This is a genomic window from Streptomyces sp. NPDC036764, assembly GCF_055609385.1.
Window position 1 is genome coordinate 4,368 of record NZ_JBVJPT010000024.1, and the last position, 14,700, is coordinate 19,067.

17 protein-coding genes are annotated in these 14,700 nt (G+C 69.3%); 10 read left to right on the plus strand and 7 right to left on the minus strand.

Annotated features, from left to right (window positions below; translation table 11 throughout):
* The first annotated feature begins 262 nt into the window (after positions 1-262).
* Positions 263-1,645, plus strand: coding sequence for an ISL3 family transposase (locus ACZ69Q_RS44225; protein WP_471054329.1), 1,383 nt, complete (start codon positions 263-265; stop codon positions 1,643-1,645).
* Positions 1,646-1,708: 63 nt separating this feature from the next.
* On the opposite strand, the gene ACZ69Q_RS44230 is transcribed toward ACZ69Q_RS44225, so the two are convergent.
* The gene (locus tag ACZ69Q_RS44230; protein WP_471054331.1) at positions 1,709-1,906 is read right to left on the minus strand and encodes a hypothetical protein; all 198 of its coding nucleotides are present in this window, start codon (positions 1,904-1,906) and stop codon (positions 1,709-1,711) included.
* A gap of 122 nt (positions 1,907-2,028) precedes the next feature.
* On the opposite strand from ACZ69Q_RS44230, the gene ACZ69Q_RS44235 reads away from it, so the two are divergent.
* The 5 genes from ACZ69Q_RS44235 to ACZ69Q_RS44255 all read left to right on the plus strand — a co-directional run bounded on the left by ACZ69Q_RS44235 (position 2,029) and on the right by ACZ69Q_RS44255 (position 7,566).
* Positions 2,029-4,482, plus strand: coding sequence for a hypothetical protein (locus ACZ69Q_RS44235; protein ID WP_471054333.1), 2,454 nt, complete (start codon positions 2,029-2,031; stop codon positions 4,480-4,482).
* A gap of 108 nt (positions 4,483-4,590) precedes the next feature.
* A complete protein-coding gene (locus ACZ69Q_RS44240; RefSeq protein ID WP_471054335.1) occupies positions 4,591-4,773 on the plus strand; it encodes a transposase in 183 nt (60 codons plus the stop codon).
* 45 nt (positions 4,774-4,818) lie between these two features.
* Positions 4,819-5,295, plus strand: coding sequence for a DUF6924 domain-containing protein (locus ACZ69Q_RS44245; RefSeq protein WP_453922770.1), 477 nt, complete (start codon positions 4,819-4,821; stop codon positions 5,293-5,295).
* A gap of 484 nt (positions 5,296-5,779) precedes the next feature.
* Entirely contained in the window at positions 5,780-6,697 is a 918-nt protein-coding gene (gene ku / locus ACZ69Q_RS44250) for a non-homologous end joining protein Ku (protein WP_471054338.1), read from the plus strand.
* A 209-nt stretch (positions 6,698-6,906) separates the two neighbouring features.
* Positions 6,907-7,566: an HNH endonuclease family protein gene (locus ACZ69Q_RS44255; protein WP_471054340.1), complete on the plus strand. Its 660-nt coding sequence runs from the start codon at positions 6,907-6,909 to the stop codon at positions 7,564-7,566.
* 14 nt (positions 7,567-7,580) lie between these two features.
* On the opposite strand, the gene ACZ69Q_RS44260 is transcribed toward ACZ69Q_RS44255, so the two are convergent.
* From ACZ69Q_RS44260 to ACZ69Q_RS44280, 5 genes are all read right to left on the minus strand, one after another.
* Complete coding sequence (locus ACZ69Q_RS44260; protein WP_471054342.1) at positions 7,581-8,312, minus strand: prepilin peptidase; 732 nt, start codon at positions 8,310-8,312, stop codon at positions 7,581-7,583.
* A gap of 144 nt (positions 8,313-8,456) precedes the next feature.
* Positions 8,457-8,828 carry a fic family toxin-antitoxin system, toxin component gene (locus tag ACZ69Q_RS44265; protein WP_471054344.1) on the minus strand — a complete coding sequence of 124 codons (372 nt, stop codon included), beginning with the start codon at positions 8,826-8,828 and terminating at the stop codon, positions 8,457-8,459.
* 15 nt (positions 8,829-8,843) lie between these two features.
* Positions 8,844-9,077, minus strand: a complete 234-nt coding sequence (locus ACZ69Q_RS44270) for a hypothetical protein (protein ID WP_471054345.1) — start codon at positions 9,075-9,077, stop codon at positions 8,844-8,846.
* Positions 9,078-9,582: 505 nt separating this feature from the next.
* Positions 9,583-9,954: a fic family toxin-antitoxin system, toxin component gene (locus ACZ69Q_RS44275; RefSeq protein ID WP_471054348.1), complete on the minus strand. Its 372-nt coding sequence runs from the start codon at positions 9,952-9,954 to the stop codon at positions 9,583-9,585.
* The gene (locus tag ACZ69Q_RS44280; protein WP_471054349.1) at positions 9,951-10,208 is read right to left on the minus strand and encodes a hypothetical protein; all 258 of its coding nucleotides are present in this window, start codon (positions 10,206-10,208) and stop codon (positions 9,951-9,953) included. Before ACZ69Q_RS44280 ends, ACZ69Q_RS44275 begins: the two co-directional genes overlap by 4 nt.
* 333 nt (positions 10,209-10,541) lie before the next feature.
* On the opposite strand from ACZ69Q_RS44280, the gene ACZ69Q_RS44285 reads away from it, so the two are divergent.
* The 4 genes from ACZ69Q_RS44285 (at position 10,542) to ACZ69Q_RS44300 (ending at position 12,780) form a co-directional block, all read left to right on the plus strand.
* Positions 10,542-10,721, plus strand: a complete 180-nt coding sequence (locus ACZ69Q_RS44285; protein ID WP_471054351.1) for a hypothetical protein — start codon at positions 10,542-10,544, stop codon at positions 10,719-10,721.
* Positions 10,718-11,326, plus strand: a complete 609-nt coding sequence (locus tag ACZ69Q_RS44290; RefSeq protein WP_471054352.1) for an RNA polymerase sigma factor — start codon at positions 10,718-10,720, stop codon at positions 11,324-11,326. Before ACZ69Q_RS44285 ends, ACZ69Q_RS44290 begins: the two co-directional genes overlap by 4 nt.
* Entirely contained in the window at positions 11,323-12,009 is a 687-nt protein-coding gene (locus ACZ69Q_RS44295; RefSeq protein ID WP_471054353.1) for a hypothetical protein, read from the plus strand. Before ACZ69Q_RS44290 ends, ACZ69Q_RS44295 begins: the two co-directional genes overlap by 4 nt.
* A 72-nt stretch (positions 12,010-12,081) precedes the next feature.
* Complete coding sequence (locus ACZ69Q_RS44300; RefSeq protein ID WP_471054355.1) at positions 12,082-12,780, plus strand: hypothetical protein; 699 nt, start codon at positions 12,082-12,084, stop codon at positions 12,778-12,780.
* Positions 12,781-12,923: 143 nt separating this feature from the next.
* On the opposite strand, the gene ACZ69Q_RS44305 is transcribed toward ACZ69Q_RS44300, so the two are convergent.
* Positions 12,924-14,207, minus strand: coding sequence for a hypothetical protein (locus ACZ69Q_RS44305; RefSeq protein WP_471054357.1), 1,284 nt, complete (start codon positions 14,205-14,207; stop codon positions 12,924-12,926).
* Positions 14,208-14,700: the final 493 nt, after the last annotated feature.

Sequence of the window (14,700 nt, forward strand, 5' to 3'; positions counted from 1 at the left end):
GCGGTGTTTTTTCCCCCCTTTTTTTTTTGTCTGGGGGGGGGGGGTTTCTCGCACCCGCCTTTTCCACCGTTTTGGGGGGCTCTCTTTTTTTTGTTCCCCCCCCCCCGAGGCGCTCTCCCTACCTTCCCCAGACCGTTGAACGGATCAACCAACTGGGGAGGAGGGAGCGAGCCTGGCCGTTTTCGCGGCTCTGTCCGCAGTTCCGTGAATCCCCAGGTCAGCAGCCGGAACGCGGGATCGTTTCGGCAACGTACTTCCTGCCGTGGCGAGCAAGACGGTTGAGGATGTGCTGTTTCCCGGGATCGATGTGCGGGTGGAGGGGGTGAGCGACTCCTCCGGCATCCTGGTCGTGGAGGCGGTGTCGACGGCCCGCCCAGGCCGGTGCCCGACCTGCCGCAAGCAGGCCCGCCGCGTACACAGCAGGTATCAACGCACCCTGGATGAACGGCCTTTGGGCTCGCGACGGGTCATCATCCGGCTGCAGGTGCGCCGATACTTCTGCGACCGCAGGAGCTGCTCCCGCACGACCTTCGTCGAGCAGGTACCGGGTCTGTCCACGCGCTACCGCCGTTCCAGCATCGGGCTGGCGGGCTGGCTGCGGTCGATCGCGATCGAGCTCGGCGGCCGCCCCGCCGCACGGCTGTGCCGCCGACTGCGGCTGACCGCGGGCCGGACACGGCTGCTCAGGCTGCTGACAGCACCGGCAGCGCCGGACCGTGCTCCGCGGGTGCTGGGGGTGGACGAGTTCGCCTTCCGCAAGGGCTGCACCTACGGCACCGTGCTGGTCGACGTCGAGGTCGGCCGGGTTGTGGACGTGCTGCCCTACCGCACGTCCGAGACGTTCGCGGGGTGGCTTACCGGGCATCCCGGAGCCGAGATCATCTGCCGGGACCGGGCCACGGCCTACACCAAGGCGGTCAAGGAAGCCGCCCCCAATGCCCTCGAAGTCGCTGATCGCTGGCACTTGCTACAGAACCTGTCCGCCGCGGTGGAGAAGACCTGCCACCAGCACCGCGACTGCCTGCGCAAACGTGCCGAGGAGGAGACAGAGACCGAGGTGGCGGAGGTGGCCCCGATGCTGCTACCGCCCGCGGCACTGCCCCGCACCCAGATCATCGAACGCACCCGCCACCGCTACGAGGACATCCACCGCCTGCTGGAGAAACGCTGGACGATCAGCGCCATCGGCCGTCGGCTGAACCTCGACCGCAAGACCGTGCGCCGCTTTCGCGACACCGACCTCGACGAGCTGCTGGCCTCCGCCCGCGAGCGCCGGCCCAACGGCGTCCTGGAGCCCTTCAAGGCATACCTCAATGCCCGCTTCACCGAGACGCAAGGCCAGGTCAGCGGCACCCGACTGTTCCGAGAGATCCAGGCGCGCGGCTACCGCGGCAGCCGGCAGGTCGTCCGCAAACACCTCGCCGCCCTCCGCGCGGGCACCGCCGAACCGATCCGGGCCGACATCCCGAGCCCTCGCAAGATCACCTCGTGGATCATGCGGCCTCGGGAGACGCTCACCGAGAGCCAGGACGAGCGACTCCTTCAAGTCCGGCTCGCCTGCCCGGACATCACTCGGGCCTGCGATCTCGCCCGGACGTTCGCCGACCTTGTCCGCCACCAGCGCGGATACCTGCTACAGGAGTAAATCCGGCAGGCCGAACAGGAGTCCCGGTAAGAACTCTGTCACCAGCCGCAAACCAAGGTGGGTTCAGGTGAACAAGGTGGTGAGGGCTGCGGTCACGGTGGCGGCGAGGGTGACGACGGCGGCGAAGGTGACGGCGGCGCGCGTGAGGGCGGTGGGGTAGGTGGCGCCGTCCATGCGGGCGAGCTTGCCCGCGCCGGCCGCGGCCAGCAGCGCGACGACGAGCACGAATGCGATGGTGAGGAGGATGACAGCGAGGGCCACGACAGACTCCCTGTACACGGAGGGGTGTTGACGTGGTCGAAGGTCGTGGAATCGGTGTCCGCCGGTGTCCGCCGGGCCGAAGATGGACACCGGCGAACACACCAGGGGCCGGGGGCAAGCACGTGCACGACGAGCAGAACAGCCACAATCCGGCACTCACCGAACTGCGCCGGACACTGGCCGACGGGCTGGCCCGGGCCGGGCTGACCAAGGAGCAGTTGCGTCGCCGGGCGGGGCTGGGGCGTACAGCGGTGTCGGAGGCGTTCTCACCCAACAAGCCTGTGCCGTCTGCGACGACAGTGGCGGCGCTGGCGCGCGCGCTGAGGCTGCCCGTGGAGGAACTGCTGGAGTTGCAGCGGACCGCGGCCGAGGACTCGGGCACGGTCCCGACGGACGGGCCGGGGCGTGCCATCGGGGAGTGGGAGCCGCACGATCTGGAGGTGCATCCGGCCGGGGCCGGCCGGGACGCTGCGGGCTCTAGTACGTCTGCGGTGCGGGTCCTGACCGGGTATGTGCCCCGCGAGCATGACCGGGTGCTGGCTGACGTGGTACGGAAGGCTGCGGCCGGCCACAGCCAGATCGTAGTGCTGGTGGGCACCTCGTCGACGGGGAAGACCCGGGCTTGCTGGGAGGCCGTGCAGCCCCTTGCTGGCCGGGGGTGGCGGCTGTGGCATCCCTTCGACCCGACCCGCGCCGAGGCTGCACTGGAGGATTTGCACCGGGTTGGGCCGCGCACGGTGGTGTGGCTGAACGAGGCCCAGCACTACCTCGGTGACCGGGCGGTCGGTGAGCGGATCGCGGCGGCCCTGCGCCGCCTGCTGATCAGCCCACAGCGCGGTCCGGTCCTCGTGCTGGGCACTATGTGGCCCGAATACGTCCACCAGTACACAGCCCTGCCCGCACCGGGCATGGAGGATCCACATAGCCGGGTGCGGCAACTACTCTCCGGCCGCACCCTGACCGTTCCGGACGCCTTCGACACCCAGGCCCTGGCCGCGGCAACTGCCTTGGCCGAGGGCGGTGACCGGCTGCTGGCCGACACCCTCACCCGCGCCCGAACCGACGGCAGGGTGACCCAGGACCTGGCCGGGGCCCCCGCACTCCTCAACCGCTACCAGCACGCTGGCCCAGCCGCAAAAGCGCTGCTAGAAGCAGCGATGGACGCACGCCGCCTCGGCGTCGGCCTCCACCTCCCTCAGGCCTTCCTCACCGACGCCGCCATCGGCTACCTCAGCCAGACCGACTACGACTGGCTCACCGACGACTGGGCGGAACAGGCCTACGCCGAACTCGCCGAACCTGTCCACGGAAAACAGGCACCCCTGCGCCGCACCACCCCCCGCCCCCCGCAGCGCCCACCCACCCCCGCCACTTCCGCAGCAGCGGGGACACCGCAGCCGGCGGGTCCACAGTTCAGGCTCGCCGACTACCTGGAACAACACGGCCGCACCACCCGCAAAAGCCTGTGCCCGCCCGCCTCCTTCTGGCATGCCGCCTACACCCACCTCAGCCACCCCGACGACCTGGACAACCTCACCGAGGCAGCCGAAAAACGCCACCGCTTGCAATGGGCCCATCACCTCCGCCACCGCGCCGCCGACCACGGCAGCACCGACGCCCTGTACCTCCTGGCTTGGAGGCGGGAGAAGGCCGGGGACCAGGAGGGCGCCGAGGCCCTGTACCGGCAGGCCGCCGACCACGGCAGCACCGACGCCCTGTACCTCCTGGCGAGGAGGCGGGGGTGGGCCGGGGACTGGGAGGGCGCCGAGGCCCTGTACCGGCAGGCCGCCGACCACGGCAGCACCGGCGCCCTGTTCCGCCTGGCTGAGATGCGGGAGGAGGCCGGGGACTGGGAGGGCGCCGAGGCCTTGGCCCGCCTGGCCGCCGACCACGGCGACATCGGCGCCCTGTCCCGCCTGGCGTTGATGCGGGAGGAGGCCGGGGACCGGGGCGGCGCCGAGGCCTTGGCCCGCCGGGCCGCCGACCACGGCGACACCGGCGCCCTGTCCCACCTGGCTGAGATGCGGGAGTGGGCCGGGGACCGGGAGGGCGCCGAGGCCCTGTACCGCTGGGCCGCCGACCACGGCAGCACCGGCGCCCTGTCCCGCCTGGCGTTGATGCGGGAGTGGGCCGGGGACCGGGAGGGCGCCGAGGCCCTGGCCCGGCAGGCCGCCGACCACGGCGACACCGGCGCCCTGTTCCGCCTGGCGAGGAGGCGGGAGGAGGCCGGGGACCGGGGCGGCGCCGAGGCCCTGTACCGGCAGGCCGCCGACCACGGCGACACCGGCGCCCTGTTCCGCCTGGCTGAGATGCGGGAGGAGGCCGGGGACCGGGAGGGCGCCGAGGCCCTGGCCCGCCGGGCCGCCGACCACGGCGACGCCGGCGTCCTGTCCCACCTGGCGGTGATGCGGGAGGAGGCCGGGGACCGGGAGGGCGCCGAGACCCTGTACCGACAGGCCGCCGACCACGGCAGCACCTTTGTGTACCCCCCTGCGAGCAACAGGGAGTTGTTCACCAGGCTGTGGCCGAACGGCCTAGACCCTGACGGTACGCCGACACCCCCATGGCCAGAGTAGGTCGTCCCTCTCGGCCACCACATACCGTCAGACATGTCGTAGAGGCGCCGCCTTTGCGGCTGGTGACACGTTTCTTAAAGGCGCCCCGAACAGGACGCACCGAAGCCCATGAAGGGCTTCGCCGGCTTCCTCCGCCAGGACCTCGACGCCGTCACCGCCGGACTCACCCTGCCCTGGAGCTCTGGGGTCGTCGAAGGGCATGTAAACAGGGTGAAAACACTCAAGAGGGCTATGTACGGCCGAGCCTCGTTCGAACTCCTCCGGACCCGCATCCTCGGAAACGGCCCATGAGACAGTCGGGCACGGCTCACCGATCGTCACCGAGGAGAAGGATCCATGAGAGCGTTGCCCGCCGTCACCGGCCGTGATGAGTTCGATGCCCTGGTCGTCAGAACCGACTACCTCGACGACCAGGCGTGGCAGGACGTGGCGGCCGCGCTGATGGAGCCCTGGGGAGACAGGCAGTACGAGGCAGACGTCCACTTCATCGATGATCCGGTCTGGTCAGGGGCAACCGTTGACGAGGTGCTGACGGCGGTCCGCGGCGACGACAGCCTGGCCGTCGTCTTTCTTGCCGACCGTACAACCATGCAGGCCAAGAGCCACCCGCTGCTGGCGGTGACCACGCTGACTCGGGAGGAATGCGTGGACGAAGAGGACTACGAACAACTGACCGAGTTCGGTCGTGATTTCCGCACCATCCCCGCAAGACTCCACGAGGTCCACGCGAACCTGAGCATTGGGAACCTGGGTTTCGAGGAGTTTGCGGCATGGGCTCACGATGATCCCGAGGGGATCTTCCGGTCCTTCTGAACGGATTCACGGAACTGCGGACAGAGCCGTTTTCGCGGATCCTCATCATGTGCAGGAGATGCTCGACGTGGACTGGGCGTTCGGAGCCTGTCGGTTACGTCGTTTCGCACAGCGAACTCGACTTGGACGAGGAGGCGGATCGTGGTCGGGAGCCTACTGAGTGGGTCACTGGCCTTGTGGTGAGAAACCCGCTTCGCACCGAGGGCGGGAGAGCAGCGGCAGGCGGGTTGCCTGGCCGGGTTGCCGAGAGCGAACTACTCATGTGCGCCCTGCGATCGCACCACCCGCTCGAAGAGCCCAAGGCGGTCTACCGCCTACTCGGGTGGGCGTACGCGCGGTCCTCCGACGCCCTGGTCCTGCGCCCAGTGGCCGACTGGTAGTCGAGCTCGGTGTAGGAACGCGGCAGCACGTGACGGCCCCCGGTCGCGTGCTGCGGGGCCGGCTCATAGGCTGGCTGTGCTCGGGGCTGTCGCGGAGGTACCCCATGCCCCGAACCGTCTGGTCAGGCGCCATCAGCTTCGGCCTGGTCACGGTGCCGATCAACGTGGTCGGCGCGACCGAGGACCACAGCATCCGTTTCCACCAGTACCACCTGGAGGACATGGGCCGGGTGAGGGTGCGCAAGTACTGCGAGGTCGAGGACCGCGAGGTCGCGAACGCTGAGATCGGCAAGGGCTACCAGCTGACCAAGGAACAGGTCATCCCGATCAGCGACGAGGAACTGCGCGACCTTCCCCTGCCGACGGCCAAGGCGATCGAGATCGAGGCCTTCGTGCCTCTGGAGTCCATCGACCCCATCCGGATCGGCGAGGGCTACTACCTCCAGCCCTCCGGGCAGGTGGCGGCCAAGCCGTACAAGCTCCTCGTGCAGGCCCTCTCTCGGTCGTCGAAGGTCGCCGTTGCCAAGTACGCGTGGTCGGGCCGGGAACGGCTGGGGCTGCTGAGGGTGAAGGACGACTCCGTGATCGTGCTGCACTCGATGCGCTGGCCGGACGAGATCCGCGACCCGTCCGAACTGTTGCCCGACCCCGTGGAGCTGACCGAGGACGAGATCGACGGCGCGCTGGCCCTGATGGATTCCATGACCCGGGACGATCTGGAGGGACCAGAGTTTGAAGACACCTACACGGACGCGCTGGCGAAGGTGATCGAGGCGAAGCGGGAGGACAAGCCGCTGCCACAGGTGTCGGAGCCGGAGGCGCCCGGGCAGGTCCTCGACCTGATGGCCGCTCTCCAGGAGTCGGTGGCCAAGGCCAAGGCCAGCCGCGGTGAAGACGCGGACGTGCACGAGATGCCGAAGAAGAAGACCGCGAAGAAGCAGCCCGCCAAGAAGACAGCCACGAAGAAGACCGCGGCGAAGAAGGCCGCGAAGGCATCGGGGCGACGGTCGCGCAGCGCTTGAGGCCTGACTGACCGGCGCGGCAGAAGGCCCCGGTACGGAACGGCTCGGCGATGCCTGGCTGCGACGTCGGTCCGGGCGGTGCGCCCACGTGCCTCGTTCAAGGGCGCGCACCGAGGTGGGCCCTCTCCGGTATGACCTTTCCACTCACACGGGCGGCGCGCGTACGAAACCGCTGATCACGCCCCCTGGAGGGCGGCTATCAACGGTGCATGGTCAACGCCGTTCTGCGCGGCCTCGCTGCCGCCGCTCTCGCCGTCCTGCCCGTCTTCGCCCCCACACCCGCCCATGCCGCCGAAACCCTGCCGCTGGCCGACGCCGTCGCCGGCCTGCCGGTGGCCCTGGAGTCCCGCGACGGCTACGACCGGAGCAAGTTCCGTCACTGGAACACCGGCGACGATCCCGCCGACGGCTGCAACACCCGCGCCGAAGTCCTCCTCCACGAGGCCGTCGAACCGCCCGCCGTGGGCGCCGGATGCCGTCTGACCGGCGGTAGTTGGTATTCGTACTACGACGCCACCGTGGTGACGTCCGCGGGCAGTCTCGACATCGACCACATGGTGCCGCTCGCCGAAGCCTGGGACAGCGGCGCATCCGCGTGGACCCCGCAGCGGCGCGAGGCGTACGCCAACGACCAGGGCGCCGAGGCCTCGCTCGTCGCGGTCACCGCACGCTCCAACCGCAGCAAGGCCGACCAGGATCCCGCGCAGTGGTTGCCGCCGGACGCCGAGGTGCACTGCCGGTATGTCGGCGAGTGGGTAGGCACCAAGCTCCGCTGGGGCCTGGCCGTCGACGACGTGGAGCTCGCCGCCCTGGAAGGGGCGGCCGCCGGCTGTCCCGAGGAGACAGTGACGTACGAGCCCGCCCTTTAAGGCGGTCGAGGGGTTCAGGTGAGGTGGGAGCCCAGCAGTACTCCGGCGAGCGCTCCCGCGAGAAGGAACGGGCCGAACGGGATCCTGGTATGCCGTCCGGCCCGGCCCACGGCCAGAAGGCCGATGCCGTACAGCGCACCGAGCAGGTACCCGGTGAAGGTCCCGACCAGAACGAAGGGCCAGCCGTACCAGCCCAGCACGGCACCCAAGACCAGAGCGAGCTTCACGTCGCCGAACCCGAATCCCGAGCTGATGAAGAAGAGCGTGAGGTAGCCGGCACCGAGGACGAGCGAGCCGAGCAACGCTGACGTCCAGCTACCACCGGCCTCAGGCAGGAGCGCGGCGACGCCGAGCAGGATGAGCGTGGCCGCAGCGGCCGGCAGGGTGAGCACGTCGGGCAGTCGGTGCGCCGCGGCGTCGACGACGGTGAGCAGCACGCAGGCCGGGGCGAGCAGCAGCCAGACCACCAGCTCAGGGCGGGCCCCGGTGGCGGCCGCGAGCAGGGCACAGACCACGGCCGTGACGGAGGCGACCCACAGTGTTCTCGGGCCGTAGGCCTCCCCGGCCGAACAACGGGCGCGGCCCAGCCACCCGGCGCCGGTGCCGGCCAACCGGTGGCCCGAAGGACACTCCGACCGCCAGGGTTCCTCGGCAGGCACAGAGAAACGGAAGGCGGGGCGGGGTATGAGAACACCCGCTCCGTAGCCCCACAGGAGGGCAGCCGTGATGATCAGATACGTCTCCACCGGTTGGAGCCTAGAGGCCCGCCGGTGACGTGTGGCGAGTCATTGCACGGATCACCCACCCAGTTTGAGGATCTTCAAAGCTCAACTTTTTGATCATGCAAAGGTGGGCGAAGAAGCCGGTCTGAGCGACATCGACGATCTCCGTCAGCGTTCCGTCCACTCTTTCAGCGCTGCGGCCAGGGCACGGACATCTAGCTGCCCGGTCGATACTTGGTCAGCGAGGTCGGCGGCTTCTTTGGCGGTGAACCGTACGGGCAGTCCGGAGGCGTGCAGGTAGCCGGCCGCGACTGTCGCGCCGAAGAGCTCGTTGCTGTGCTCCAGGGCGGGCACCCGGGTCAGCGAGTGGAAGAGGGCGGCTGCGCGGTGGTGCGGGCGCGGGTATACGGGTTCGTCCAGGACGTGGAAGGTGTGCCGTGCGCGGGCTGCTTCCAGCGCTCCCCAGTCTGTGACGTCAGGGTCGCCCAGCTGTGTGCGGGCGATCTCCAAGAGCCATGGCAGATCTACCGAGAGGTCCACTGTGTCGGTGCCCGCCTACGCCGCTGAGGCGGCGGTTCCGGGCTGCGGGCCGAACCTGTCGGCGAACTCCTCGCGCAGGCCGGGCGTGGCGAGGAAGAGGGCACTGCCCTCGAGGAACCGCGCCTTGTTGAGCTCCTGGGCCAGGACGCGTCCGGCGTACACGGTCGGGTCCTCGTGCCGCTCGCGCGCCTCGCGCGCGAGCTGCTCGTACTCGTCGTCATTGAGCTCAATGCGAAGTTCCCTGGCCATGCCCTCCACGGTATCCGGCCCAGGCGTCTGGCGGGAAGGAATCGGCTCCCCCCGTCGAAGGGCACCGGAGTGAGGCGGAGGCAGGAGCGGGTGGGTGCCCCCGCACCAGGGCGCGGTATGCGGGGGCCCGGGCCTCGTCGTCCTGTCAGCGATCAAGGCACTGCGACCGTATCGCCTTGCCGCGCTCCCGGCGTCCTGAGCTGGATCGGCCGGGTGAGCAGGTATGAACCGGCCCGCTCCCGGTCTCACCGCACGGATCGCGTAGCCGCCAGCCATCACCAGCTGCAGTCCGGCGGGAATCGCGTACCCGGTATGTCGGCGAGTGGGTGGGCACCAAGCTCCGCTGGGGCCTGGCCGTCGACGACGGGGAGCTCGCCGCACTGCAAGCCGCGGCCGCCGACTGTCTCCAGGAGACAGTCACCTACGAGCCCGCCCCTTAGCGGACGCCCGGTTCAGGAAACGCGGATGCGGTGTGGCCTGAGGCGGTGCCCGCATGGTTCGGGGATCAGGGCTTCCAGGTGTGCAGGAAGGTGGCGATCCGGGCCGCGGTGCAGCGCGGGTTGTTCAGCTCGTGGGCGAGTGCGGTGAGCTGTTCGCGGGTGGGGCTGACGGGGATGTTGCTGGCCTCGAGATACATGACGGCGGCGGCGCAGGCGACGGTGAGGTTGGAGCGTTCCAGCCAGCGGCAGCGGCCCAGGGTGTGCACCAGGGCGGCGGCGCGGGCGTAGGGGCCGTCGTAGACGGGTGCGTCGAGGAGTTCGCCGCGGTGGCGGGCGACGGCGGCGATGGGGATGCCGTAGTCGTCGGCGGCCGGGTCGCGGTGCCCGGCCCGTTCCGCCACTTCGAGGATCCACGATTCGTCGACGTGCAGGATCACGCGGCGGCGCCCGGCTGCGGATCGGCGTAGGGGGCGTCGAACTGGCGCTCCAGGTCGTCGAGGAAGGCCCCGTGCTGATCGATGAACCGCTGGGCGGCTGCCATGCCGGCGGCGCGGGCGCCGGTGGTGTCCTCGACGATGAGCCGCTCCACGTACCTGTTGAAGTCCAGGCCGCGCGCGGCGGCCGCGTCCTTGCCGGCGGCGAGTACATGCTCTTCCAGCCGGACCTGCGTCTGCTTCTTCGTGGAAGTCACTCCCTCATGGTAGCAGGGTGGTAGCAGGTGGGTGTTGACGTGGAAGCGCCCTCTGTGTGCGCACCGTGGGCCCGCTGTCCATCGGTGTTGTCGCGACCGGCCCTGCGCCTGGGGGCGGGAGGGCCCGCGGTCTGTGTGCCCTGCGCAGCCACATCGTCAATGATTGAACTGAACGCAATCGGATCGATACTGAACGTAATATTTTTCGGCGGCATCATGCACATTCGGGAACCCTGCGGCGCTTCTTGGGTGGAGGCGAATGGCGCCTCTGGTGCCAGGGGGGCATGGCATGAGGCACCTGGAAGCAGAACACAGGTACATGGGGAGGACCCCGTGCAGCAGAGCGCTGCCGCGTGGTTGGTGGAAATCGCGCTTGCCCTCAGGGTGTTCGGTCCGGACGCCGTCCGGATTTGCCGCCGGCTGCTGACGGCCGGCGTGCGGGTCGGCATCACCGGACTGGCCGGGACCCGCGCCCCGGCCGGCACCGACCGGCCCTCGCAGGATGTCCTGTGAACGGCGAGGCGGGGCCGGAGGAGACCGGCGGAGCGGTCGGCGTGCCGAAACCAGTGCCCATCGACCAGTGGCCCATGGGCTGGCAGATGGCGTTCTGGGGCTTCCACCAGCAGCGCCGCACCGACTACATGAACTACGCCTACCTGCAGCTCGGTTCAGACGCCGACGCGGAAGAGGCCGTGGACCTGACCTTCGACAAGGTCATGGACCGCTGGCCGCAGATGCTGCAGATGGAGAACCTGGAGGGCTACGCCTGGACCATTCTCAAGCGCCGCATCATCGACATGCACCGCAAGCGCCGGCGCCGCCCGGAACTGGTGGACACCGCGGCCTTCGAGGCCGCCCTCGCCGACCGGTCTGAGGACCCGTACGACACGCTCACCGACGCCATCGAGCTGTACACCGCCGTCGCTGCCCTCAGCGAGCGGCAACGGGACGCGATCCTGCTCTACTACGGCATCGGATTCACCACCACAGAGGCCGCCGAGCTGATGGGCACCATGGATGCCACCGTCCGCTCCCAGCTCCGAACCGGCCGCCAGCGCCTGGCCACCCTTCTCAAGCTCCACTGCCCGGAGCAATCCGATGGGACGAATCCCTCATGAGTACCCTTCCGCTGCCGTCCGATCCCCGGACCATCGACGACCTGCTGGCCAAGGCCCGCACCCGTAACCGCTACCCGGCCTACGACATGGCGGCCGCCGAAGCCCGTCTGCGCAGCCGCCAGGCCGCCCGGCACCGCCCCCCGCGGCAACGCACTCCGGCTACCGCGCCCGTTCACACCACCTGGACTGCGCCCGACGCTGACCGCACTCCGGACGCCGACCGCGCCTGGTGGGACCTCAACGCCGTCAGCCTCCTGACCCTGTTCGGCCCCGACGCCGACCGGCACCTCGCCGCCTTCATCACCAGCCAGTACGCCGACAAAGCCGGCGCCCTTGTCTTCGCCTCCCTGCTCCACCTCGCCGGAGACAGCAACGGCGCCCGGTTCTGGTGGCGGTTCGCCGCCGGCGCCGACCACCACGTCGCCGAGTACTGCCTCTTCCTCGAACACGCCCACTGCGGCGAGTACGACGACGCCGACCACTGGCGCACCCAACTCCTGCACCACCACTTCGAACCCACCCTCCTTTGCGGCGACCGCGCCACAGCTCCCCTGCTCATCCCCGAACTAATCGGCGACGTCCACCCCCACATCACCAGCCCCCACCACCCCGAACTCGGCATCGTCCCACTCCCCCAGCCGCCCCTCGTCGAGCAACTGCGCCACCTCACCTCCCTGCTCTGAATCCGAAGCAGGAAAGGCGACATGAGACGGCGGTCGCAGGACAACACCGCGACCGCCGCTCCACCCCGCCCCATGGCCAACCGGCGGAATGCGCTGACCGCAACGGGAGGCTCGGGGGCGGTCCGGAGCCGAGTCGTTTCCTCGGTAGACCTTGTCAGCGCCGTTCTGCGCGGCCTCGCTGCCGCCGCCCTCGCCGTTCTGCCCGTTATCGCCCCCACACCCGCCCACACCGCCGAGACCCTGCCGCTGGCCGACGCCGTCGCCGGTTTGCCGGTGGCCCTGGAGTCCCGCGACGGTTACGACCGCAACAAGTTCCGCCGCTGGAACACCGGCGACGCCCCCGCCGACGGCTGCAACACCCGCCTTCTGTCTCATTCCCATCGCGACAGCACTGCTCTCATCGCCGGGAGTGCCGCCGGCAGGCATGCGCGTGGTGGTCACCGGTCGTCCGCGCCCGCCCGTTCCGGACGCACCCCGTTCGTCCAGGCGTTCGCCACGAAGCTCGGAGAGCAGCTGGCACATAGGGTCACGGTGATCACGCCGCTGACCTGGTGGCAGCGCCGCAGGCAGGGAAACGAACTCGAAGTCACCCAGGTGGGCACGGGCGGGGCCGTGTTCAGGATCGAGCTGGGTCCGGATCTCACCGACGAGGCACGGCTCGCCCTGATCGACCTCGACGTCAAATGGCCCGAGCTGCGCGGACACCTTCTGCGCTGGAGCGAGGACGCGAAGGCTTGGCTTCCGGTCCCCGACAGCCCCGGCGAAAGCTGAAGTGTTCGAGGACAGGCCTTACCGGGTCAGGCTGTCAGGGGAGGCCCCCGGAGCCAAAGTTGAGCTGGTCCCAGCATGGATGGGCCACCGCAGAGCCCCCCCGACAGGGGCCATGGCACGCTGCACGCGCACCCTGCTCCCGGTCATCCCACGGGCCAGGACATGCCGGCCGTCTGGAACTCGGCGTGCATATCGAGGATGCGTGCGCCTTGGCTTCCGTAGGTGCGCAGGGCCGCTTCCCTCCCGCCAAGTCTCACGGCGAGGAGCACGAGGGCGGGGTCGGCGGCCACTGCGCTCTGCAGCAGAGCCCTGTCCCAGCTGTCCTCGGGCACGTCCTCCAGCCGCGGGTACTCCACGTACCGCTCCTGTGCCGAGGGATCCTGCCGGACCCGGTGGGTGGCCCGTTGGAACGCCGCATTGGGCGGCACTGACTGCTGGAGCGCCTGCTCGTAGTCCGCGCCGTACGTGGTGGCCCGTTCGGCCGCTGCTTGGTCCTGGCGGCGCAGGGCTGCGGCGATGACCCGGTGAGGGAACCGAGGGCGCCACGTTCGCATCCCGAGTTCCAGGCCCAGGTTACGCAGCCAGAGCAGGATCTGCGTCTCCGACCAGCCCTTGGCAACCATGTCGAGCATTACCCAGGACAGCTGATCGTGTGTGGCCCCCTGGACCCAGTTCACCAACGGCCGTACCGAGACCGCGAGCTTCCGGGCCCGGTCGATCCGCTCGGCGGTGATCTTGTACCCGAGGATCGTCAGGGTGCGCTTCTTACGGCGGGTGGTGGATCCGGCTGTCCGAGCCTGCTCGGTAGAACCGTCTTTACCACCCACTACCTGACACTGACCCTCCTCCTTAACCACCATCAGGGAAGGGGTCTCATTGCTCTCTGAAGTGCGGCTATCCACAGGGGAGTTGTTCACATGGCCCTCCGCGTAATCGGGAGACCTGGGCGCGGAGGCACGCTGGTCAATCAGGATCCGGGCGGTGTATCCGGACCCGACGATCATGTGACCGAGTGCGTGGTCGTAGACGGGCGGGATCACCGCCCCGTACACCGTGGCTGTACGGGCGTATCCACCTAGACCCCGGGATCGGCGCGCGTTGACTCGGCTCCCGCGCTGCACCCACACCAGCGACCCCATCTCACGCAGATACGCCACGTGGCGGCTGACTGTGGCGCGCGACAGCCCCAGCCGGTCCACCATGCCCTCGAGGCAGTACCAAACCTCGCCCGTGTCGTAGTCCATGCGCGCTGCCAGGTCCCGCGCGACTGTCAGCGTCGTCGCCGACACCCGCGGATGAAGCCCCTGCCCCACGAGCCACTCGACCGAGCGCAGCCATCGCCGCGGGCCCGAACGCCGAGACATGGTCCGCGACACCACCTGGTCGCCACCCGGCACCAGGGACAGCGGGGGCTCTGCCTCCGCCACCGACTCCGAGGGTGTAGACCGGGCGCTCATCGAGAGTGCCCGGAGAGTCGCGCACAGGGCGTCGCCGCGGTCCGCTCGCATCGCGAAACAGCCAGCTGATGAGGAAACTGTGACCGGGAAGACGGCGCAAAATGCGCCAATCGGGCATGGATGGGCTGACAAAGGGCAGCACGATGCTGCAACATAAGTAGTGTCCTTCTCTCGGATTCGGAGAGGGCATAACGAAGGGCTCTTTGGCTCTTCGTAGGTTCTGGAGCGAACCAAGATCGAACTGTTCGGCCGGCTGCTAACCGGAAGGACAGAACCTTCGGGCGGGCCTGCTAAGCCCACCCGGTGGCAGATGGGACGCCATCAGCCGAGGTGACCGCTAATCACCTGGGTGGCCGGGCGTCCCGGCGGCTCGAAGTCCCGCTTAGCGGGCGCCGCCACAAAGGACTACGACATCTCGCCCCCTTCCGGGGCGGAGGTGCACCCGCAGCCGGATCGGCGCGGG